The sequence below is a fragment of the Clostridium sardiniense genome, assembly GCF_050584765.1.
Taxonomy (GTDB): Bacteria; Bacillota; Clostridia; order Clostridiales; family Clostridiaceae; genus Clostridium; species Clostridium sardiniense_A.
This window is the reverse complement of the sequence record NZ_JBNOOR010000001.1, coordinates 1,870,668-1,891,005: the sequence shown is the minus strand read 5'-3', so window position 1 is coordinate 1,891,005 and position 20,338 is coordinate 1,870,668. Positions and strand designations below refer to the sequence as shown.

At 27.1% G+C, this 20,338-nt stretch carries 21 protein-coding genes; 13 read left to right on the top strand and 8 right to left on the bottom strand.

Annotated elements, in window-relative coordinates:
- The first annotated feature begins 35 nt into the window (after positions 1–35).
- Positions 36–461, top strand: a complete 426-nt coding sequence (locus tag ACQPUW_RS09335) for a UDP-N-acetylglucosamine pyrophosphorylase (RefSeq protein ID WP_430837170.1) — start codon at positions 36–38, stop codon at positions 459–461.
- Between the two features lie 30 nt (positions 462–491).
- On the opposite strand, the gene ACQPUW_RS09330 is transcribed toward ACQPUW_RS09335, so the two are convergent.
- The 4 genes from ACQPUW_RS09330 to ACQPUW_RS09315 all read right to left on the bottom strand — a co-directional run bounded on the left by ACQPUW_RS09330 (position 492) and on the right by ACQPUW_RS09315 (position 3,573).
- Positions 492–2,444, bottom strand: coding sequence for an FUSC family protein (locus ACQPUW_RS09330; RefSeq protein WP_430837169.1), 1,953 nt, complete (start codon positions 2,442–2,444; stop codon positions 492–494).
- 98 nt (positions 2,445–2,542) lie between these two features.
- Positions 2,543–3,112 carry a manganese catalase family protein gene (locus tag ACQPUW_RS09325; RefSeq protein WP_430837168.1) on the bottom strand — a complete coding sequence of 190 codons (570 nt, stop codon included), beginning with the start codon at positions 3,110–3,112 and terminating at the stop codon, positions 2,543–2,545.
- 20 nt (positions 3,113–3,132) lie between these two features.
- The gene (locus ACQPUW_RS09320) at positions 3,133–3,381 is read right to left on the bottom strand and encodes a spore coat protein CotJB (protein WP_430837167.1); all 249 of its coding nucleotides are present in this window, start codon (positions 3,379–3,381) and stop codon (positions 3,133–3,135) included.
- Between the two features lie 18 nt (positions 3,382–3,399).
- Positions 3,400–3,573 (bottom strand): spore coat associated protein CotJA, encoded by a 174-nt coding sequence (locus ACQPUW_RS09315; protein WP_430837166.1) that lies wholly within the window; start codon positions 3,571–3,573, stop codon positions 3,400–3,402.
- Between the two features lie 257 nt (positions 3,574–3,830).
- Between ACQPUW_RS09315 and ACQPUW_RS09310 the strand changes: the two genes are divergently transcribed.
- From ACQPUW_RS09310 to ACQPUW_RS09300, 3 genes are all read left to right on the top strand, one after another.
- Positions 3,831–4,175, top strand: coding sequence for a hypothetical protein (locus tag ACQPUW_RS09310; RefSeq protein WP_430837165.1), 345 nt, complete (start codon positions 3,831–3,833; stop codon positions 4,173–4,175).
- Positions 4,176–4,321: 146 nt separating this feature from the next.
- Positions 4,322–4,789 carry a L,D-transpeptidase gene (locus ACQPUW_RS09305; RefSeq protein WP_430837164.1) on the top strand — a complete coding sequence of 156 codons (468 nt, stop codon included), beginning with the start codon at positions 4,322–4,324 and terminating at the stop codon, positions 4,787–4,789.
- A 179-nt stretch (positions 4,790–4,968) separates the two neighbouring features.
- Positions 4,969–5,406, top strand: coding sequence for a DUF2383 domain-containing protein (locus tag ACQPUW_RS09300; protein ID WP_430837163.1), 438 nt, complete (start codon positions 4,969–4,971; stop codon positions 5,404–5,406).
- Between the two features lie 26 nt (positions 5,407–5,432).
- Here ACQPUW_RS09300 and ACQPUW_RS09295 read toward each other — a convergent pair whose 3' ends face one another.
- Both ACQPUW_RS09295 and ACQPUW_RS09290 read right to left on the bottom strand, forming a co-directional pair.
- Positions 5,433–6,992: a GxGYxYP domain-containing protein gene (locus tag ACQPUW_RS09295; RefSeq protein WP_430837162.1), complete on the bottom strand. Its 1,560-nt coding sequence runs from the start codon at positions 6,990–6,992 to the stop codon at positions 5,433–5,435.
- Positions 6,993–7,087: 95 nt separating this feature from the next.
- Positions 7,088–7,990: a fused DSP-PTPase phosphatase/NAD kinase-like protein gene (locus tag ACQPUW_RS09290; protein ID WP_430837161.1), complete on the bottom strand. Its 903-nt coding sequence runs from the start codon at positions 7,988–7,990 to the stop codon at positions 7,088–7,090.
- Positions 7,991–8,169: 179 nt separating this feature from the next.
- On the opposite strand from ACQPUW_RS09290, the gene ACQPUW_RS09285 reads away from it, so the two are divergent.
- The 6 genes from ACQPUW_RS09285 (at position 8,170) to ACQPUW_RS09260 (ending at position 13,822) form a co-directional block, all read left to right on the top strand.
- Positions 8,170–8,454, top strand: a complete 285-nt coding sequence (locus ACQPUW_RS09285) for a hypothetical protein (protein WP_430837160.1) — start codon at positions 8,170–8,172, stop codon at positions 8,452–8,454.
- Positions 8,455–8,578: 124 nt separating this feature from the next.
- Positions 8,579–10,855: a carbamoyltransferase HypF gene (hypF, locus tag ACQPUW_RS09280; RefSeq protein ID WP_430837159.1), complete on the top strand. Its 2,277-nt coding sequence runs from the start codon at positions 8,579–8,581 to the stop codon at positions 10,853–10,855.
- Positions 10,856–10,867: 12 nt separating this feature from the next.
- Positions 10,868–11,092 (top strand): HypC/HybG/HupF family hydrogenase formation chaperone, encoded by a 225-nt coding sequence (locus ACQPUW_RS09275; protein ID WP_430837158.1) that lies wholly within the window; start codon positions 10,868–10,870, stop codon positions 11,090–11,092.
- Between the two features lies 1 nt (position 11,093).
- Positions 11,094–12,170, top strand: coding sequence for a hydrogenase formation protein HypD (gene hypD, locus ACQPUW_RS09270; protein WP_430837157.1), 1,077 nt, complete (start codon positions 11,094–11,096; stop codon positions 12,168–12,170).
- A gap of 23 nt (positions 12,171–12,193) precedes the next feature.
- On the top strand, positions 12,194–13,201 hold the full coding sequence (gene hypE / locus ACQPUW_RS09265) for a hydrogenase expression/formation protein HypE (RefSeq protein WP_430837156.1): 1,008 nt from the start codon (positions 12,194–12,196) through the stop codon (positions 13,199–13,201).
- A gap of 87 nt (positions 13,202–13,288) precedes the next feature.
- Positions 13,289–13,822 carry a flavodoxin domain-containing protein gene (locus tag ACQPUW_RS09260; RefSeq protein ID WP_430837155.1) on the top strand — a complete coding sequence of 178 codons (534 nt, stop codon included), beginning with the start codon at positions 13,289–13,291 and terminating at the stop codon, positions 13,820–13,822.
- 37 nt (positions 13,823–13,859) lie between these two features.
- On the opposite strand, the gene fba is transcribed toward ACQPUW_RS09260, so the two are convergent.
- The gene (gene fba / locus ACQPUW_RS09255) at positions 13,860–14,723 is read right to left on the bottom strand and encodes a class II fructose-1,6-bisphosphate aldolase (protein WP_430837154.1); all 864 of its coding nucleotides are present in this window, start codon (positions 14,721–14,723) and stop codon (positions 13,860–13,862) included.
- A gap of 314 nt (positions 14,724–15,037) precedes the next feature.
- Between fba and ACQPUW_RS09250 the strand changes: the two genes are divergently transcribed.
- Entirely contained in the window at positions 15,038–16,093 is a 1,056-nt protein-coding gene (locus ACQPUW_RS09250) for a polysaccharide deacetylase family protein (protein WP_430837153.1), read from the top strand.
- A gap of 37 nt (positions 16,094–16,130) precedes the next feature.
- On the opposite strand, the gene ACQPUW_RS09245 is transcribed toward ACQPUW_RS09250, so the two are convergent.
- Entirely contained in the window at positions 16,131–17,630 is a 1,500-nt protein-coding gene (locus ACQPUW_RS09245) for a hypothetical protein (RefSeq protein ID WP_430837152.1), read from the bottom strand.
- A gap of 529 nt (positions 17,631–18,159) precedes the next feature.
- Here ACQPUW_RS09245 and ACQPUW_RS09240 point away from each other — a divergent pair.
- Complete coding sequence (locus ACQPUW_RS09240; RefSeq protein ID WP_430837151.1) at positions 18,160–18,663, top strand: DedA family protein; 504 nt, start codon at positions 18,160–18,162, stop codon at positions 18,661–18,663.
- A 232-nt stretch (positions 18,664–18,895) separates the two neighbouring features.
- Positions 18,896–20,224: an FAD-dependent oxidoreductase gene (locus ACQPUW_RS09235; protein WP_430837150.1), complete on the top strand. Its 1,329-nt coding sequence runs from the start codon at positions 18,896–18,898 to the stop codon at positions 20,222–20,224.
- The last annotated feature ends 114 nt before the right edge of the window (positions 20,225–20,338 follow it).

Genomic DNA, 20,338 nt, shown 5'->3' with positions numbered 1-20,338 from the left:
AAACAACGATAATAGAAGTGAGGGATATATTTAAGATGAAGTTTGAATTAACTATAAATGAATTAGGAAGATTGCTTAAAAAATTAGGCGATGAATATAAATTAGAATTAATGACTAAAATGGAGTTAAGTGGCGGATGGATGACTATGCATGGAGAAGCTACAATAGAAAGTATTCCAGCTGAAAGTGCAGGATGTAAAAGTAAAAGCAACAATATAATAAGTATAAGAGTTAAGTCAAATGATAGTGAACATGGTACATCATTAAAGCTTACAGGAGCTAAAAACTTAAAGTTTAAGATTGATGTTGCATCAACAAGATATAAAGAGTTAGCTCCAGGTAAATTAACACTTAATCAAATAAAGATTAATGATGAAGAATGTAAATTAAGAATAGATGAAAATATTATATTTAAAATTCCAGGAACTGTAGAAGAAGTAATAGATTTTATAGAAAAATAAAAGATGAAAAATAGAGGCGAATTAACGTCTCTATTTTTTATTAAATATATTATTTAAATCATTAATTAAGCCATTAGATATTTTAAGCCTTTTAATTATTCTATATATAGTAATATAAATCAATTTTTCTTCACTATCTTTTATTGATTCAAAGTCTTTAGTTGTATCAATTGAATCAAGGGATAAATACTTATCATTAGAAGATATAGAAGTGTCATTTATTATAAGGGTTACATTATTTCTTAAAGTAAGTAAATCGCATTTATTTATTTCATTATTAAATATTGAAAAAAAGATAAAATAAATATCATTATTTAGTGCTCTTTGATTGTATAGGAATTTATTTATTTCATTTAAATTTATAGTACTATTATTTATTATTATTTTACTCTCATATAGTTTAGATATCATTAGTTTTTCATTAAACTTATAAGCTAAGTCTATATTAATATTATCATTTAATATATCTTTAATCATATCAATACCTAGCAAATAATAAGATTTAGTAAGTCTTTTTAATGCATCTTTAAGGCTATATGGGAATATATATTTTGTTCCTAAATAGGCTATAAAAGTACCTATAGCCATAAATATAAATCTGTAAAAGTCTCCTTTAGCAGGCGCACTTGTTATCATAGAAAATACACCGATACCAACTGTTGTAGTACACAGCATCTTTAGTGTATAATCTTTACTTATTGTAAAGATGTAGTAAAGTATTATAAAAATAAGTATTTTTATAGTTGTATAAGGAAGTAAAATATCTATTATTGAAAATAAGATTATTCCCAAAACAGTTCCTTTAAATCTTCCACCAAATCTTTTTTGTGAAGTTTCAATATATGGCTGAACTAATGAAAAAATAGTAAAAGTAATCCATTTGCCTTGTGGAATATTAAAAAATTCAACTAAAAAATATGAGATAGATAATAAAAATGATAGTTTAAAGGCATAAGTAAATTTCAAACTATTTTTATTAAAGTTTAACTTAAGAGAACTTTTTATTCTTTTAAATGGATTAAGTCTATCTTTGTAATCAGTTAGATTATAATATGAAAGGTTATTTAAAGAAAATTTAAGTAATCGTAAATTTTCTATAATATTAAAAAAAGTATAATTATTTTTAAATGATTCTTTATATACATTTATGAATTTATCTATTTCATTTATCAATAAAGAGGATGATTTTTTACTTTCAATAAAATTAGTTAAATTTCCTATAAGTATATATAAGTCTTTTAAAAATTTTTTAGATTCTATATTTATATCATTAGGTTCAATATTTCTAATTGAATAATTAAGATTCTCAATATATAAAGATAAATTTAATAGGATGCTATCTTGTTCATCTATATAAAAATAAGAGGTTCTTCTATTATAGATTGCTGTAATTATGTTATGTATATAATCTAGAACATTAAATTTTTTATTAGTTAAATCTTTACCGTCTATTAGATAATTTATTTTATCTGAAATTGCATCTACTAATAGTAGTAAATTTTTCTTGATTTTATCTTTGGATGAATTTCTATTTAATATATATTGAGTAATAATTATAAAAAATGATCCAATTCCAAGTGCAATGAGTCTTTTAGGCAATTCAGTGTAAGAAACAGGTTTTACTAAAAGATAAAGATAACCAAATACAAATGGAATCCAAATTGATTGATTTAGATTTGATACAAAATTATAAGTTAATATAAATAAAGTGAAAAAATTTATAAATAAGCCAATATATATATTTAGTGCTGCTAAATAAGAAAATAAACCTATATAAAGGAATACGATTAAAAATGTAATTGAATTTTTAATTGGGTTTCCTGTTAGATCTTTATTTAATAGTGTTATGCTTCCTTTAACAACTGTAACACCCACACAAGCATTACAAACTCCAAATATATGCCAATAAGAAAAGAATACTATTAATCCAAGAAAATAAATTATTGTCTTTAGAAAAATAGTACTCTTTAATAAAGTCTTCATATATAAATCACTCCATAATTTATCTTTTGATTAATATCAGTATATTATAGATGAAAAGTCTTATAAAGTTATATGAAGATTATTTAATTATAAATTATTTAATGTTTAATTTTGTCCATATTTTCTTGAACGTTTACTAAAGCCTCTCCAAATCTTTGGAAATGAACAATCTCTCTTTCTCTTAAGAATTTTAATATTTCTTTTATTTCGTAGTCATCTGTTAAGTTTATTAACCATTGATAAGTTGCCCTAGCTTTTTCTTCTGCTGCCATATCTTCGTGAAGATCTGCAATAACATCGCCTTTAGCTTGGATATAAGTAGCTGTCCATGGATTTCCAGTAGCATCTGTATAGAATAAAGCTTTTCCATGATCAGTATAATGACCACCAAGACCTGCTTTTTTAATTTCATCAAGTGAGGCATTTTCCATTAATTGATATACCATAGTTCCTATCATTTCAACGTGTGCCATTTCTTCAGTTCCTATATCGGTTAGTAATGCTTTAGATTTACCTGTCGGCATTGTAAAGCGTTGATTTAAATATCTTAGAGCTGCACCTAATTCACCATCTGGTCCCCCATATTGAGATATAAGAAATTTTGCCATTTTAAGATCATTAGATTTTAGATTAATAGGATATTCTAATGTTTTTACGTAATACCACATAAATTAATAAATCCTCCCTTTTAACAATTTTCCCAAGGCCATGGAGTATCTGTCCAAGCCTCTGGATTTTCTACAAAAGCTGAACCAAAATTAGTAAGTGGTCCATAAAGATTTTCATACTTACATATTAAGCAATTTAAATTACTAGATATTGCTGCATAATCTTCAGCAGCTTGCTTATTATCAGGGAAGTTATCAAGATAAAGATTTAAGTCAATAGCATAAAATTGATGCTTCATAATTTTTTCTAATAATTCTTGTTTAGACATATAATTACCTCCAATAATTTATTTTTCATGATAAGGTTTATAAAGATCTTTAAATATAGTACCTTTTTTTAATGCTGAATTTATTGTGAATAGGTTTTCGTATACTTGAGGTAATACATATGCTTTTGCATAACAATTTTTTTTAGAATCACTACTTTCATAATCTGGCATTACTTTATAATAATCACGCATTTAATATTTTCATCCTTTCAATAAAGCTTAGTTCATGATTATATTATGTGATTTAAATTCGTAGTGTGATATAAAAAGTGAAAAAATGTAATTTAAAGGTATAAATTGCGGTACAAACTTTAATAGTGAACATTAATGTAAAAAAATAGTGATTGAAATTATTTTTTTTGGTAGTATAATCATATTATTAACAGATTATTAAAGGGATAAGTCCTAGATAATTTGTATATTTAAAGACTAATAGGGGGTTGGACATAATGCTAAGGGATTATTATGTAGAATTTCAGAATATTTCACGAATCTTTAATGAATATTGTGAAAATGATAAAGAATGTATCAAAGATACTAAAAGTGATATTGTAGATTATTTAAGCAGATTGGATATGAAAATAATCAAGGATATTAAGGTGATATTGCATATAGGAAAAAATGAATCAAACAATTGTATACATACACCACTTGAATTATATAAAAGAACAATGACTACATTTGATGTGTTTAAAGGTTGGGGCGATAAAGAATCAGAAGTAGCAAGTATTATAGAGAATACTGCACTTAATGAATATTTTAATAATGGACTAGCAGTTCTAGATATGAAATAATTAATTATAAAAATAGCTGTGAATAGAGAATATTATTTAGAGCTATTTTTATTTTTTTATAAAGAAAAATTTATATTGTTGCAATATAATATTTAAGTACATACTAATATAATAAAAATATTTAGGTAAGGAATATTAATATGTATATGATGGATCCTATTGAACTTTATAACTCTTTTGATTATAAAAATTTTAATACTAATATGTTATTATTTGTTAACGAAAACAAGATAAAAAGTAGTACAGATTACTTGATAACAACTTCATTAAAGGAAAAATATACTTATATTTTTAAAAAGAAAGATGATACATGGATACAACTATATAAATGGATATGTACAGTTGGTAAACCATCCACACCTACAATAAAGGGGATATTTTATATAACTGGAAGAAAGCCTGGGTTTGGTACTGAAGACTACAGCGTAAAGTATGCTACTAGAATAATAGATGGATATTATTATCATTCTATTCTTTATGATAAGACTGGAAGCTATGTAATAGATGGAAGACTTGGGATGGCATTAAGTCATGGATGTATAAGACTTTTAACTAGTAATGCAAAGTGGATATATGATAATATACCAAATGGAACAACAGTTGTAATTGCATAGAGACTAAAGTAATAATTAAAAAGATTACTATATGAAGGAAAATTCACCTAGTTAAGTATGTATAGTTAAAAGAGTGTATACAATTTAATTAACTAGGTGATTTTTTACTGAGTATAAGGTTTAAAACAACTAATAATAAGCATACTAAGGATATAAAAGCTTTAAAAGAGGTGTTTTAAATGGAATCAAGTAAAGTAAAGGAACTTAACTCACAATTAGAAGGAGTTATAATGGGAGAAAAAGAATTTATTAAATTAATAGAGAAAGCTAAAGATGAGAAGCTGGTAAACTTATTAAATAACAATATGGATTCTATAAAGAGTCATAAAGAAGCATTAGCTAATGAAATAAATAGTTTAGATGAAGAGGCAACAAAAGATGAAGGAACTTTAGGTAAAGTAATCGAATTCTTTAGTGGATTTACTAGCATGACAATAGATACAGATAAGAAAGTGGCAAAAGCAGCTCTAAAGGGTATAGAAATGGGCTACACATCTATAAATGATTTGATGATAAAGGATGTAGAATTAAGCGAAGATTTAAGCAGTAGATTAATAGATATATCTAAGGCATATTCTAAAGGAATTAATTCTATACAAAAATATTTGTTTGAATAGATTAAAAGGCCGCAATTTGCGGCTTTTTAATTTTTAACATTTTTCTTTATTAGTTTCATAAATGTATCAGGAGTAACTATTCGTACTTTTGAATTTTTATTAAGTTCATTAACTACATTTTGAACAGTATCCATATCTTTTGTCCACACATGGATATATACAAATGTATAAGCATTAATATTAGTTATATCAGTATATCCTGAATTAATTCTTTCGTTTATTGTATTTACAAACTCAGATTCTTCTTCAAGTCCACCCCAGATAAGATCTCTGCAAGAAACTACAGGCTTGTTATTTGACCAAACCATTTGACCTTTATAATTGTTATTTCTGGCATAATCTAAATAAAATAGTCCATGTATATTTTCTTCTTTAGTATATTTATCCCATAGCTTTATATTATTAAAAGACGAATCATCTATTATAGTTACATATCTTTGATCAACTTTTTTCATATAATCATTTAGTCTCTTAGTATAAAAATCAAGCTTATTGTAAGGAAATTTACTTGGATAAATGTATCCAGTACCAGAAGGAGAAACTACAAAATCATCATTAAATTTACCATAACTTGAACTTTCGTAATAATTTTTAAATACAGTTGGTGCTAAATAATATAATGATGGGCTAATGCTCCAGCCAAGATTGAAATTACCTCTATTTTTAGAACCATACCATTTAGGAGAAGTAAAATTATCTCCCATAAGCCATTGAAGATTATCTCCATCTGACATCATAATTGTTACATAATGAACATCTTTTTCATTAGGAATGTTAGCTTTAGTATTTTGTTTCATAGGCTTAGAAGGAAAGGCGCTAAGAACAGTTAAGTTATATGACCAATCAGCAGCTACCATATCAATACCATATTTAGAGGTCAAACTTACATTTTTAAATTCATCAGGTCCCCAACCAAGACATAAACCATAAGGATTCATAGAGCTAAATATTTTTTCTCTAAAATCTAATGATGATGCATTATCTTCATAAAAAACAAGGGATTTAGTCATAATTGCGTAATCTCTTAATGCGGAAGAGTGACTAGGGGATAGTTCAATAACAGTAGAGTGATTTAAACCAGAATTCCATAAATTTTTATAAGCCCAATCTTTACCTGTGTTTCTACAATCGCCAATGATTTTAGTTATTCCATGATTTTTAATTGAATCTTCAAGATCTTTAGTAATTACTAGAGCATCATTTAAAGAAGCTAGTGAACAAGCATTGTTAATTGAAGGATCAGTTTTAGAAGCATGTTCATAGAGCACATATCCATTTATATAGTTTTTGAAGGTATCTATAAGTTCAAAAGGATCAGAAATCATTTTATAATTGATATTATAGTTATTCTTTAAATCATCAAGCCATACTTTATACGCAGGTTCACTAGAGGTTAATATATAGATTTGAGAACTACTTTTATTAGATATAATACCTTGCAGTGATGATATCATAGTTCGCTCATCCTTTTTTAATGATTTCTCGTTAATAACATATAAAAAGTTTGGAATTTTAGTATTTTTAATAAAAGATGATTCTAGATTATTTGAATCAGTAGTGATACTTGCTTTTACTTTAGTATTCATGATTATAGAAAATATTATAAATATACTTAGAGTAACACTAATTAGTTTTGTGAAATTTTTCAATATAATCACCTCATATTTATGAAAAATTAAAGTTACTTCTTATTTTTTATCCATTCAGACCAAGATTTTGAATATGAATCAGAGTTTTCTTTGCAATAAGTATAAAAATTCTTTAATAAATCCATACGTGGGGCACTAGCTTTAAAAGAATTTATAGTAGCCTCTTTGAAATTAGCTAAAAGTAGTTGTCTATTTACTATATCATCATAAGAAACTTTATTAGAATTTTTCATCATATCATACATAATCATAAATGTAGTTGTTCTTCCAATTCCACGCTTGCAATGAAAATATACCCATTTATTCTTGAATTTACTGTTTGCTAATGAAACAAAATAATCCACCATATCGTCTGTAGGAATTTTCCCATCTGTTACAGGAATTCTTATATATTCAAGTGAATTTTTAATTGCTAATGCATTTTCATCCTCTATAAAAACTGGAGTTATTGTTTTGGGATGACTTCCACCTAAAGTTAATGGAGTGTTTAGGGGTATACTTAATAATTGTGAAGTTTCACGTATTATTACTTGATTTCTAGATAAGCCTTCATTTGCATTATTTAGCTTATTCATAAAGCTTATAGCTATTCCATTTATGAATCCATGAGATTCTTGGCGAAGGTCTACATCTATAATATCTAAAGTAGTTCCTGTTTCTTTTATTAAATTTTTAATATTATATCCAGAGAATTGCTCACTTCCTGAAATATTAAGCTTATCTAAGCCATAAAGATTTAAATTATTATAATTTTTAAGTACTTCAAGATTAGATGTTTTTCGAAAGTTACTTGGAATGATTTCATTTAAAGAAGAATCTTGTACTATATAAACAGGATCAATAGTAATAGGAGAAGCAAGTGAAGAAATTTCTGGACAAATAGTTATAATTACCGTTAATAATATTATTAGAAATTTTTGTAGTTTTTTTATCATTTGTATCACCTCATAAAGATAATATTTGTTATATATAAAAGTAATATGTATTATAAGTATCCTATAAATAAATATTGCATAAATTTAATGATTTGAAAGATAATTTAATAAATTTATTTGTATATTAATTAGATTATTATGATAAAATAAAAAAAATATTTAAATATGGAGAGGTGAAGATGAAATACTCAAAAGATAAAAAAAAGAAAACTATAGTCTTAATTGCAGCTGGAGTGGTAGTAGCTATTGCAGGTGGAGTAGCATTTGAAGTATCTAATAATTTAAAAAAAGCTCAAAATGATAGGATTATAGAAGAAGATAAAAAATTAATGGATGATATAAAACAAAATAAAATAATAAGACCAAGTTATAATTATGGATATGAAGAAGACGATGAACATAACCATGATCATGGCGCTAATGGAGGAGAAAATAGCGAGCATAATCATGAGTTAAAATATTAAAGTATATTATTTGTAAAATATTAAGCCTAATACAATTAAAGTGTATTAGGCTTTTTTATTTTATTATGTAAAGATTGTAATAAATTATAGTTTATATAAGTAATTATAAAGTAGAGGTGATCTCATGGTTAGAAGATTTATTATTATAAAAGGTATTGTTCAAGGAGTTGGATTTAGACCGTTTATATACAAAATAGCTTTAGAGAATAATCTTTATGGAAGTGTATATAACACATCAAAGGGAGTTTATATAGATGTAGAGGGTAAGAAAAAGGATATAGATATATTTATTAAAGATATAGGAAAAAAAGCTCCTGTATTAAGTAAGATAGAAGATATATATGTAGAGGATAGAGATTTTATAGGATATAAGGGATTTGGAATAATTGATAGTAAAGATGAAGATGGAATAACACTAATATCCCCAGATATCGGAATATGCGAGGATTGTATAGATGATATAAAAAATAGTATAGAAAATAGAAGATATAATTACCCGTTTGCTAATTGCACAAACTGTGGACCAAGATTTTCTATAATTAAAAAGATTCCTTATGATAGGAAATTTACTACTATGAATGAATTTAATATGTGTGATGATTGCAAATCTGAGTATGAGAATCCATTAGACAGAAGATTTCATGCAGAGCCTACTTGTTGCAAAAAGTGTGGACCTAATATATTACTTTTAAATAAAAATGGAGAAGTAATTGAATGTAATGACTATATAGAGGAAGTTAGAAAATATATTCTTAAAGGAAAGATAATTGCAATAAAAGGGATAGGTGGATATAACATAGTATGTAATGCAGAAAATAAAGAAAGCATTCTTAAATTAAGAGAGCGAAAGGTTAGAAAAAGTAAGCCATTAGCTGTAATGTTTAGAGATGAAAAGATTGTAAATAAATACTGTTATTTAAATGACATAGAATTAAAGGTACTTAAAAGTAATAAAAAGCCTATAGTAATTTTAAAAAAGAAGAATGAGAAACTGCCTTATAATATAGCCTTTGAGAGTTCAAGCATAGGGGCAGTGCTTCCATATAGTCCACTACATTATTTATTATTTGATGACAAAATAAAGAGTATTGTTTTTACAAGTGGAAATGTAAGTGGAACCCCAATGATATATAAGGACAATGATGCATTAATTAAATTAAATAATATTGTAGATTATTATTTAGTTCATAATAGAGAAATTAATATGCCAGTTGATGATTCTGTAGTAAAGGTTATTAATTCTAAAGAGAGAGTAATTAGAAATGGACGTGGATATGCTCCTTTATCAATAAAGAAAGAGAGTAAAGATGAAATACTAGCTTTAGGAGGAGAGCTTAAAAATACTTTTGCTATAAGTAGTCAAGGATATATTTTTTTAAGTCCATACTTAGGTGATATGGATAATGTATATGGAAGATATAATTTCAATAAAAATATTAATCATATAAAAGATATGTATAATATAAATCCTAATGTTATATGTTATGATATGCATCCTAATTATTGGAGCAATGAATATATAAAAGATTTATCCTTAAAAAAAGTAGGAGTATATCACCATCATGCTCATATTGCTAGTTGTATGGGAGAGAATAATATAGAGGATAGAGTTATAGGGATAGCCTATGATGGTGCAGGTTTCGGAGATGATGGAACTATATGGGGAGGAGAATTTATAGTATGTAATTATAAAGAATTTAAAAGAGTTGGACATGTGTCGAACTTCAAGCTTCCAGGTGGTGATAAGGCTACAGAAAATCCATGGAGAATAGGAGTAAGTTTAATTTATGAATCATTAGGTTATAATGATGCCTCATTAGATAAGATGGTAGATATTATACCTAATGATAGAAGAGAGATAAAATTTATATTAGATATATTAGATAAAAATATTAATGCACCTATATGCTCAAGTATAGGTAGAATATTTGATGGAATTTCATCCATATTAGGTTTCACAATAAAGAGAAGTTATGAAGGAGAGGCAGCTATATATCTAGAGAATCTAGCATATAAATTTTTAAAAAATAATAATTTATATAAAGAACAGTATAGATATGAAATTAGAAAAGATAATGAGATGTTACAAATTGATTTTAAGGGAATGATAATAGAGATTCTAAAGGATATAGATAATAAAAAATCTAAAGAGGAGATAGCATTAAAATTCCATAATACTGTAATAGATTTTACTATAAATGTAGCGATTAAATTAAGAGAAAGTTATAGACTAAATAATATTGCTTTAAGTGGAGGAGTATTTCAAAATGAAATTTTATTAAGTGGAATAAGTAGAGGATTAGAAGAGAAGAAATTTAATGTTATAACTCATAAACTTATTCCATGTAATGATAGTGGTATATCATATGGACAATTATTAATTGGAAATAATCAAATTTAAATGGAGGATAGTATGTGTGTTGCAATACCTGGACGAGTTATTGAATTATATAAAGATGAAGCTTTAGTTGAGTTTATAGGTAGCAAAAAAATAGTAAATATATCTTTAATTAAGAATATTAATATTGGTGATTATTTGCTTATTCATGTAGGTATAGCTATAGAGAAAATAGATAAAGATGAAGGTAGGAAGACAGTTGATATTTTTAAAAGTATGATTTCAAAGTTAGAGGAGTAATATGAATAATTTAATTAAAGAAGAGATTAAGTTATGTAAAGATATAATTGAAGAAATAAAAGTTAATGCTAAGGAAAAGATAAATATTATGGAGGTATGTGGTACTCATACAAGGAGTATATATAAGTATGGAATAGATAAAATATTACCTGAGAATATTAAGCTAATATCAGGGCCGGGATGTCCAGTATGTGTTACAGGAGAAGGATTTATAGAAAATGCAATAGAATTAGCTAGGAGAGAAAATATAATAATAGTAACCTTTGGAGATATGATAAAAGTACCTTGTAGCAAGGGTTCTCTTAGAATAGAGAAGGCAAAGGGAAGAGACATAAGAGTTATAACATCACCTATTCAGGCATTGAATATTGCAAAAAATAATGCGGGAAAATTAATAATTTTTTTAGGAGTAGGCTTTGAAACTACAATGCCAGCTATAGCTATTTTATTAAAAAAGGTAAAAGAAAATAATATAAATAATTTTTATATACTTCAAGAAGGAAAGCAGATGCCTAAAGTAATTGAGACATTGCTAGAAGATAAAGATATTAAAATAAATGGATTTTTAGTTCCGGGTCATGTTAGTACAGTTATTGGGGTAGAGGAGTTTAGAGAATTAGGAGAAAAATACAGTGTTCCTATGGTAGTTAGTGGATTTGGGTGTTTAGATATTCTAGGCAGTATACTTATGATAATTAAGATGATTAATAATAAAGATTACAATTTAAAGAATTTATATAAAAGTGCTGTACGAAATAATGGAAATCTTGAAGCTAAAGGTATATTAAATGAAGTATTTGTTACTTCAAGTGGAGTATGGAGAGGACTTGGAAAAATAAATGATACTGGATATGACCTTAGAGAAGAATATAAAAAATATGATGCAGGGTTATATTTTAAATTAGAGGATACTAAAAACTATATAGATACTGGATGTATTTGTGGAGATATATTAAAGGGTAAGAAAACTCCAAATGAATGCAAGTTATTTAAAAAGCTTTGCAACCCAAATAATCCTAAAGGTCCATGTATGGTATCTAATGAAGGGACATGCTCAATAATATATTCCTATAGATAAATTTTTTTAATAAAGGAGAAAAGATGGATATTATAACATTAGCTTGTGGAAATGGTGGAGAAGAAAGTCATAGATTAATTAATGACTTATTTTATAAATATTTTAGAAATGATGAATTATTAAAAGGAAATGATGCTGCTATTTTAGATGTAATGAGCAAAAGGATAGCTGTTACAACAGATAGCTTTGTTGTAAAACCTATATTTTTTAAAGGCGGAGATATAGGAAAACTTAGTGTTTGTGGAACAATAAATGATTTAGCTGTAAGTGGAGCTAAACCTCTTTATATGACAGTTGCATTTATAATAGAAGAGGGATTTTTAATAAAAGATTTAGAAAAAATAGTTATATCAATAAGTGAAGAAGCCAAAAGAAATAATATATTAATTGTTTCAGGAGATACAAAAGTAGTTGATAGAGGCAGTTGTGATGGTATATATATAAATACTACAGGAATAGGAATTATACCTAATGATAGAGGCGAGTTAAATTATAAAAATATTAAAGATGGAGATAAAATTATAATAAGTGGAACTATTGGAGATCACGGAATAAGTATAATGTGTGATAGAGAGGAACTAGAATTAGATAGTGAAATAAAGAGTGATTGTGCAAGTCTTTATAAATTAACAGAAGAAATATTAAAATGTAGTAATAATATAAGGGTTATGAGAGATCCAACAAGAGGTGGACTTTCTACTACACTAAAAGAACTTGTTGACTCTTCTGGTATGAGTATGAGAATTAAAGAGGAGAGTATACCTATAAAGGATAATGTTAATAATGTCTGTGATATGATAGGCCTTGACCCTTTGTATATAGCGAATGAGGGAAAACTTATATGTATAGTTTCTAAAGAGGATAGTAATAAAGTTTTAAAAGCAATGAGATCTTTACAAATTGGGAAAGATTCAACTATTATTGGTGAAGTTATAGATGATGGAGAAATAAAACTATATTATGAGACACTGATAGGGGCAGAACGAACTTTGGAGAGAGTTAAAGGAGAGCAGATACCAAGAATTTGTTAGAATGATGTTATATTTATTTACATTATGATAAAAATATGGTAATTTATTCTCATGAAGGTTTAAGAATAATAAAAGGGGAGAAAGTGTGTGAGTGGGAAAATAGCATTAGTTTATAAATCAAAGTATGGGAGCACTAAAAAATATGCTAAATGGATACAAGAGGAATTAGATTGTGATATATATGAAAGAGATGAGGCAAATATTAAAAAAATATTAGGATATGATACCATAATATATGGTGGGGGATTGTATGCAAGTGGAATAAAAGGCTTTGAATTAATAAAAAAGAATATTGATAAGATAGGGGAAAAAAGACTAATTCTTTTTGCAGTTGGGTGTTGCCTTGGAACTAGGAAAGAAATAGATACAATAAAAGAAAAAAATTTACAAGATGGATTAGATAAAAAATTAGAATTCTTCTATTTAAGGGGTGGTTTAAATTTCAATGAACTAAAATTTTTTGATAAGACGGCAATGAAAATGCTTAGAAATAAATTAGCAAATAAAAAAGAACCATTAACTGAAGAGGAGACTTTATTACTAGGATGTTATGAAAAACCTCATGATTGGACGGATAAGAAAAATATAATTCCTTTAATAGAATATATTAAAGGAAAATAAAAAAACCACCATATGGTGGTTTTTTATTTAATGAATATTAAGCTCTGTTTACTGAACCGAATAATTCCATCTTTTCTTTAACTATGTCTTTAATAGCTTCAAATCCTGGAGCAAGAAGTTTTCTTGGATCGAATCCTTTTCCTTCTAAGTCTTTTCCAGCCTCGATGTACTTTCTTGTAGCTTCTTGGAATACTAATTGACATTCAGTATTTACATTGATTTTTGAAACTCCTAATGAGATAGCTTCTTTAATCATATCAGCAGGGATACCAGTACCACCGTGTAATACTAAAGGCATTGGAGTTGTAGCTTCGTTGATAGCTTTTAATGCTGCGAAGTCTAATCCCTTCCAGTTTGCTGGGTATTTTCCGTGGATATTACCGATACCAGCAGCTAACATTGTAACTCCTAAATCAGCAATTTGCTTACATTCTTGAGGATCTGCGATTTCTCCAGCTCCAACAACTCCATCTTCTTCTCCACCGATTGATCCAACTTCAGCTTCTAATGAAACACCTTTTTCTGAAGTTAATCCAACTAATTCTGAAGTTTTTTCTATGTTTTCAGCTAATGGGTAGTGTGATCCGTCAAACATTACTGATGAGAATCCAGCTGCCATAGCTGCCTTAGCTCCTTCATAGCTACCGTGGTCTAAGTGTAATGCTACAGGAACTGTTATGTTTAATTCTTCTAACATTCCGTTAACCATTCCAACTATTGTTTTGTAACCACACATATATTTTCCTGCACCTTCTGATACTCCTAAGATTACAGGTGAATTGTTTTCTTGAGCAGTTAATAGAATAGCTTTAGTCCATTCTAAGTTGTTAATGTTGAATTGTCCAACTGCATATTTGCCTTCTCTAGCTTTATTTAGCATTTCTTTTGCTGAAACTAACATGTGCAAAACCTCCATATACTTATATAATTATTATTATTTTTGAGAAGTAAATGCTTTTTACATATATTTCTCTCTATCTAGTAGTATAACCCAAAATTGTAATTATGAAAATAGTAAAATATATAAATTTGCCCTATTATGTATTTTAAAATGGGTATATAACCAAATATTAGGAATATATGACCAAACTATTAACCTTTTATTAATTAATCATTTTGTTTCCAAATATTAATCTTTTCCATTAATCAAAAGTGGTAGAATGTCTGTAGAAATTTAAAAATAAACGAGAGATAAAGTAGGGGAACTGATTAAAGATGGAAATGGATAACAGAAACAGAAGAAGAATTGAAAAAAGAAAAAAAATGAAGAGAAGAAGGATTATTGCAGGAATTATTGTTGTAGTATTAATTGCTTCAGGTGTTGGCGTTTATGCTTATGCCCATCATAAAAGTGATAGTAATGTAGCAACAGGACAAAAGGACCAAGCAAAAAATATGATAGGTGACAACACTAAAGAACAAGCAAAACCAAAGCCAACTGATATTATGCCAGGACAAAATATAATCTATTCAGCAGATAGTTATGCGGTTCCTGCAAATGATGTTGACAAGATGATGAATTCTAAGGAGCCAGTAAATGATGAAAAGGAAGTATTTTTAACATTTGATGATGGTCCAAGTGAAAATACAAGTGAGATATTAAAAATACTAAAAGAACAAGATGTACATGCTACTTTCTTTGTATTAGGATCACAACTTAAAGATAATCCTAAGAATCAGCAACTATTAAAAGATGAAATTGATAGTGGTAATGCTATAGCTAATCATACTATGAGCCATGATTATAAAAAGTTATACCCAGGTAATAGTGTTAATGTACCTGTATTTATGAAAGAAATAAATGATAATAATGCACAAATGAAAGCTATATTAGGAGAAAACTTTGATGCAAGAGTTTTAAGAATGCCTGGTGGATATATGTCTAGAAAATATTATAGAGATCCACATTTAAAGCAATTAAATGAAGCAATGAATAAAGAAGGAATTATATCTGTAGATTGGGATGCTGAAACAGGTGATGCGGAATCAAATACATATTCAGTAGACTATTTAATTTCTAGAGCCAAAGGATATATGAAGAGCGAAAAGCATGTTATTTTATTAATGCATGATGCGGCAGCTAAAAAATCAACTGTTAAAGCATTACCAGAAGTTATAAAAATGTTTAAAGATAATGGATACAAATTTAAAGTTATAAAAAATGCACCAATGAGTTATTTTGATTCAAATAATAAGGACCAAAACTCTCAAAATAGTAAAGATACACAAAATAATAATACACAAAATAATTCTCAAAAGGAAAGTAAGTAATAAAAAAGCAAGGAATTTAAATTCCTTGCTTTTTTGTTTAACTATATAATATTTTTCTTGACGTATCATTGTAGTAAGGTGAACTTGGATATGAATCTTCTAAATGTTGAGCATATTTCTTAGCTTCAGCCTTATCACCTTTATCATTATAGTATAAACATAAGTTGTATAGTATTTCAGCTGTATAAAGATCAGAATGAGGATATTTATCTAAATACTCTTTGAAATATTTAACAGCATCATCTTTCTTATCTAAAGCATTTTCAGTTGATCCTAAAAAGTATAATACATGTGGTTCTAAGTAAGTTCCACCACAGTAGGTATAAGCTTTTGATAAATCATCTAATGCAACATCAAACTTTTTATCTTTGTAAGCATTTAAGCCGTCGTTATAATATTTCTCTACACCATCTTTTTTCATCATATCAAGGGCTTTATCATAGCTATCTTTAGCATCAGCTGGTACTTTATCAGCTGGAGTTTCACTTAATAAAGTATAAAGGGTATTTATATCTTTACTTTCCATAGCTTTATCAAGATCCGCTTTTAGGTTTGCTGGAACTTCTTGTACTTGCTCTTGACTTTGTGATTGCTCAGTTTGAGGTGTTGAATCATTTGAACTAAAATGTTTAACACCTGCATAAGCTGCAACAACTACAATAAGTGCACAAACTGCAATTATTGCTGATTTCTTACCTTTAGCTGAAGATGTTTTAGTTGTATTTGTGGATTGTGATTCTGACTTATTAGTATCATCTAATTTGGATGAATGAACTTCATTTTCTATATTATTAGAAATATTATCATCTACAGATTCAGTTGTATCGTCAATTGAATCATTATCATTTTTAACGTCATAATTACTGATATTTTCAGATTCATCAATAACATATTCTTTAATATCTTCATTAGAAGCAATAGAATCCTCTTTATTAAATTCATCCATAGTAGTTACTTCTTCTTTATCTAAAGGAGTAGTATCTACTTTAACTTCTTCCACATTTTTATCATGGGCAATAGAATCTTCTTTAACATCTTCATCTATAGTAGTTATTTCTTCTTCTTCTTTATCTAAAGGCGTAGTATCCACTTTAATTTCTTCTACATCTTCAACAGTTTCAGCGGAATTCTCAGAAGATACTTCCTCAGAGGTATTAATATTAGTTGTAACTTCTTCGTTAACCTCGTGGATTGTAGGCGTAGATGGATTTACAACATCTTCTATCTCATCTTCTGGTGTACTACTTACAGCATTTAAATTATCAAAACTTAAAGCTTGCTCTTTAGTAGATTTATCTATATCTTCAAGACGCATTTTTGCTGTTGGATTATTATTGTATTCAGAATTAATCTTCCAGTTTAAAATTGCCTCGTCTATTCTGTCTAGCTTGTATAAAATTTCCCCCTCAAGTTCTAAAGCTTTTTCATTGTTATAATCTTTTGCTAAAATTTTATCACATAGTTTTAAAGCTTCTTTATATTTTTTATTTTCATAGTATTTGGTTGCCTTATCTAATTTCTTATCAAAATTACTCATATTTCCTCCTTAGTCAATCCATCCTTCTTATTATTTTAATACATAATGTTAAATAAATTATTTCAAAAGTATTTCATTTGTAGTAATTTATCTAAAAAAGTATAAATTATTATAGGTAAGATGTAAAAATAAGTTATATTAATGCAATATTTATATCATCTTACTTTAAAAGGAAGGACTATTCTAAATAAACAATTAAATAATATCACTAAATAAAAGAGAATGTTGTTATTTTAATAAAATAATATATAATTAATAAAAAGTTCACAAATATACTTAGTCTGTAGGTTGTATTATCATCGTCAGAGATAGCAATGATAGAAATAGAAGCATCATTATTAGCTTTTTATTGACTGGTATAATTTTGTTTATAATTAGAAATTTAGCATTTAAAAAGATAAGATTGTTAAATGGAAGTTTAAGTTAAGAATTATTTAAGGAAATATAAATAATTAATTTAAAAATATTTTGATAATATAATTATAAGGTTAAAAGAGATGATTATGGGGTTATGGGGGGAATTTAGAATATGGAACTTGAAATAATATTAGATTATTTTTCACAATACGGATTGATATTTCTTTTCGTTATTGTATTTTTAGAATATCTTAATTTACCTGGACTTCCTGCTGGAATAATTATGCCAGCTGCAGGAGTTTTAATTGCAAATGGAGAGAGTAATTTTTTTGTTGCAATAATTATTTCTGTAATTGCCGGAGTTTTAGGGAGTGTTTCACTATATATAATAGGAAGACTAGGGGGAGCTAAATTATTAGATAAATATTTAAAAAAATTTCCAAAGCAAAAGCATTATGTGGATAAGATTGCAAAAATGGTTGAAGAAAAAGGAAGTTTTGGAGTTTTTATAAGTAAACTTATTCCAGTGGCAAGAACATTAGTATCAATACCGGCTGGAGTCTTTAAATTAAACTTTGTTAGTTTCGTAGCATATTCTGCATTAGGAATATTTTTTTGGAACACAGCATTTATATCAGCGGGATATTTTTTAGGAGATATAATTTTATTTAGATAGAATAAATTTGTAAAGAGAGGTTATCTTATTTTAAGATAATCTCTTTTTTATTTATAAAAAATTATTAGTTTTTTTAGTTAATTACTTTACTTTATATCATTTTAATAAACATGTATAAATTTTAACAAAAAAACTATTTACAAATAAATTATAAAGAAGTATGATTTAATTATAAAAATTAAAAAATAAAGATTATTAATTAAGAATGAGTATAAATTAGGAGGAATTAATCATGAAAGTTCTTGTTATAGGATGTACACATGCAGGTACAGCAACAGTAGTAAATTTAAAGGCATTATACCCAGATAGTGAAGTAACTATATACGAAAGAAATGATAATATATCATTCTTATCATGTGGTATAGCACTTCATGTTGGAGATGTTGTTAAGAATTTAAATGATATGTTTTATAGTTCACCAGAAGCATTAGCTGAGCTTGGTGTTAAAACAAATATGAAACATGATGTATTAGATATAGATTTTGATAATAAAAAAGTTAGAGTTAAAAATTTAGTAACAGAAGAAATATTTGAAGATAATTATGATAAATTAGTTTTAACAGTTGGTTCATGGCCAATAGTTCCAAACTTTGTTGGTGGAGACTTAGAAAATATAGTTTTATGTAAAAACTATAATCAAGCAAAGGCTATTACTGAAAAGGGTAAGAAAGCTAAGAATGTAGTTATTATTGGAGCAGGATACATTGGTGTTGAACTTGCAGAAGCATTTGAAATGTTAGGTAAGAACGTAACATTAATTGATGCAGAAGAAAGAATAATGCCTAAGTATTTAGATAAAGAATTTACAGATATAGCAGAAAAATCATTTAAAGATCATGGCGTTAACTTAGTTCTTGGTGAAAAAGTTAAGCACTTTGAAGGCGAAAATGGAAAGGTACAAACTGTAGTAACTGACAATGGTACTTATGCTGGAGACCTAGTAGTATTATGTATTGGATTTAGACCAAATACAGCATTAGTAAATGGAAAGCTTGATACTCTTCCAAATGGTGCAATAATGATTGATGAATACATGAGAACAAGCAGAGAAGATGTATTTGCAGCAGGCGATTGTTGTGTTGTTAGATTTAATCCAACTAAAGAAGAAAGATATATTCCATTAGCTACAAATGCAGTAAGAATGGGAACTTTAGTTGCTAGAAATATTAATGGACCTACAATTAAATACATGGGTACTCAAGGTACATCAGGTATTAAAATCTACGAAGAATGTATAGCATCAACAGGATTAACAGAAGAAGGTGCTAAACTTGCGGGATTAGAAGTTGAAACTGCAACAATTGAAGAAAATTACAGACCAGAATTTATGCCAACATATGAAAAGGCAATGGTTAAAATTGTATTTGATAAAAATTCAAGAAGAATTCTAGGAGGTCAAATCATTTCAAAAGCTGATTTAACTCAATTTATGAATACACTATCAGTAGTAATTCAAAATGATATGACTGTAGAAGAACTTGCAATGACTGACTTCTTCTTCCAACCACACTTTAATAAACCATGGAGTTTATTAAATGCAGTAGCACTTAAAGCACTGTAAGATATGAATTGTTTAATAGCCTATCGTATATACGATAGGCTATTTTTTATTAGTTTAAACTTAAATATTTTGTTTAAATTTTAATGAAATTGATAATCCTAAGTATATAAAAAT

Coding starts and splice junctions, on each gene's coding strand:
- ACQPUW_RS09335 (WP_430837170.1), top strand. CDS start 36: ATGAAGTTTGAATTAACTATAAATGAATTAGGAAGATTGCTTAAAAAA.
- ACQPUW_RS09330 (WP_430837169.1), bottom strand. CDS start 2,444: ATGAAGACTTTATTAAAGAGTACTATTTTTCTAAAGACAATAATTTAT.
- ACQPUW_RS09325 (WP_430837168.1), bottom strand. CDS start 3,112: ATGTGGTATTACGTAAAAACATTAGAATATCCTATTAATCTAAAATCT.
- ACQPUW_RS09320 (WP_430837167.1), bottom strand. CDS start 3,381: ATGTCTAAACAAGAATTATTAGAAAAAATTATGAAGCATCAATTTTAT.
- ACQPUW_RS09315 (WP_430837166.1), bottom strand. CDS start 3,573: ATGCGTGATTATTATAAAGTAATGCCAGATTATGAAAGTAGTGATTCT.
- ACQPUW_RS09310 (WP_430837165.1), top strand. CDS start 3,831: ATGCTAAGGGATTATTATGTAGAATTTCAGAATATTTCACGAATCTTT.
- ACQPUW_RS09305 (WP_430837164.1), top strand. CDS start 4,322: ATGATGGATCCTATTGAACTTTATAACTCTTTTGATTATAAAAATTTT.
- ACQPUW_RS09300 (WP_430837163.1), top strand. CDS start 4,969: ATGGAATCAAGTAAAGTAAAGGAACTTAACTCACAATTAGAAGGAGTT.
- ACQPUW_RS09295 (WP_430837162.1), bottom strand. CDS start 6,992: ATGAATACTAAAGTAAAAGCAAGTATCACTACTGATTCAAATAATCTA.
- ACQPUW_RS09290 (WP_430837161.1), bottom strand. CDS start 7,990: ATGATAAAAAAACTACAAAAATTTCTAATAATATTATTAACGGTAATT.
- ACQPUW_RS09285 (WP_430837160.1), top strand. CDS start 8,170: ATGAAATACTCAAAAGATAAAAAAAAGAAAACTATAGTCTTAATTGCA.
- hypF (WP_430837159.1), top strand. CDS start 8,579: ATGGTTAGAAGATTTATTATTATAAAAGGTATTGTTCAAGGAGTTGGA.
- ACQPUW_RS09275 (WP_430837158.1), top strand. CDS start 10,868: ATGTGTGTTGCAATACCTGGACGAGTTATTGAATTATATAAAGATGAA.
- hypD (WP_430837157.1), top strand. CDS start 11,094: ATGAATAATTTAATTAAAGAAGAGATTAAGTTATGTAAAGATATAATT.
- hypE (WP_430837156.1), top strand. CDS start 12,194: ATGGATATTATAACATTAGCTTGTGGAAATGGTGGAGAAGAAAGTCAT.
- fba (WP_430837154.1), bottom strand. CDS start 14,723: ATGTTAGTTTCAGCAAAAGAAATGCTAAATAAAGCTAGAGAAGGCAAA.
- ACQPUW_RS09250 (WP_430837153.1), top strand. CDS start 15,038: ATGGAAATGGATAACAGAAACAGAAGAAGAATTGAAAAAAGAAAAAAA.
- ACQPUW_RS09245 (WP_430837152.1), bottom strand. CDS start 17,630: ATGAGTAATTTTGATAAGAAATTAGATAAGGCAACCAAATACTATGAA.
- ACQPUW_RS09240 (WP_430837151.1), top strand. CDS start 18,160: ATGGAACTTGAAATAATATTAGATTATTTTTCACAATACGGATTGATA.
- ACQPUW_RS09235 (WP_430837150.1), top strand. CDS start 18,896: ATGAAAGTTCTTGTTATAGGATGTACACATGCAGGTACAGCAACAGTA.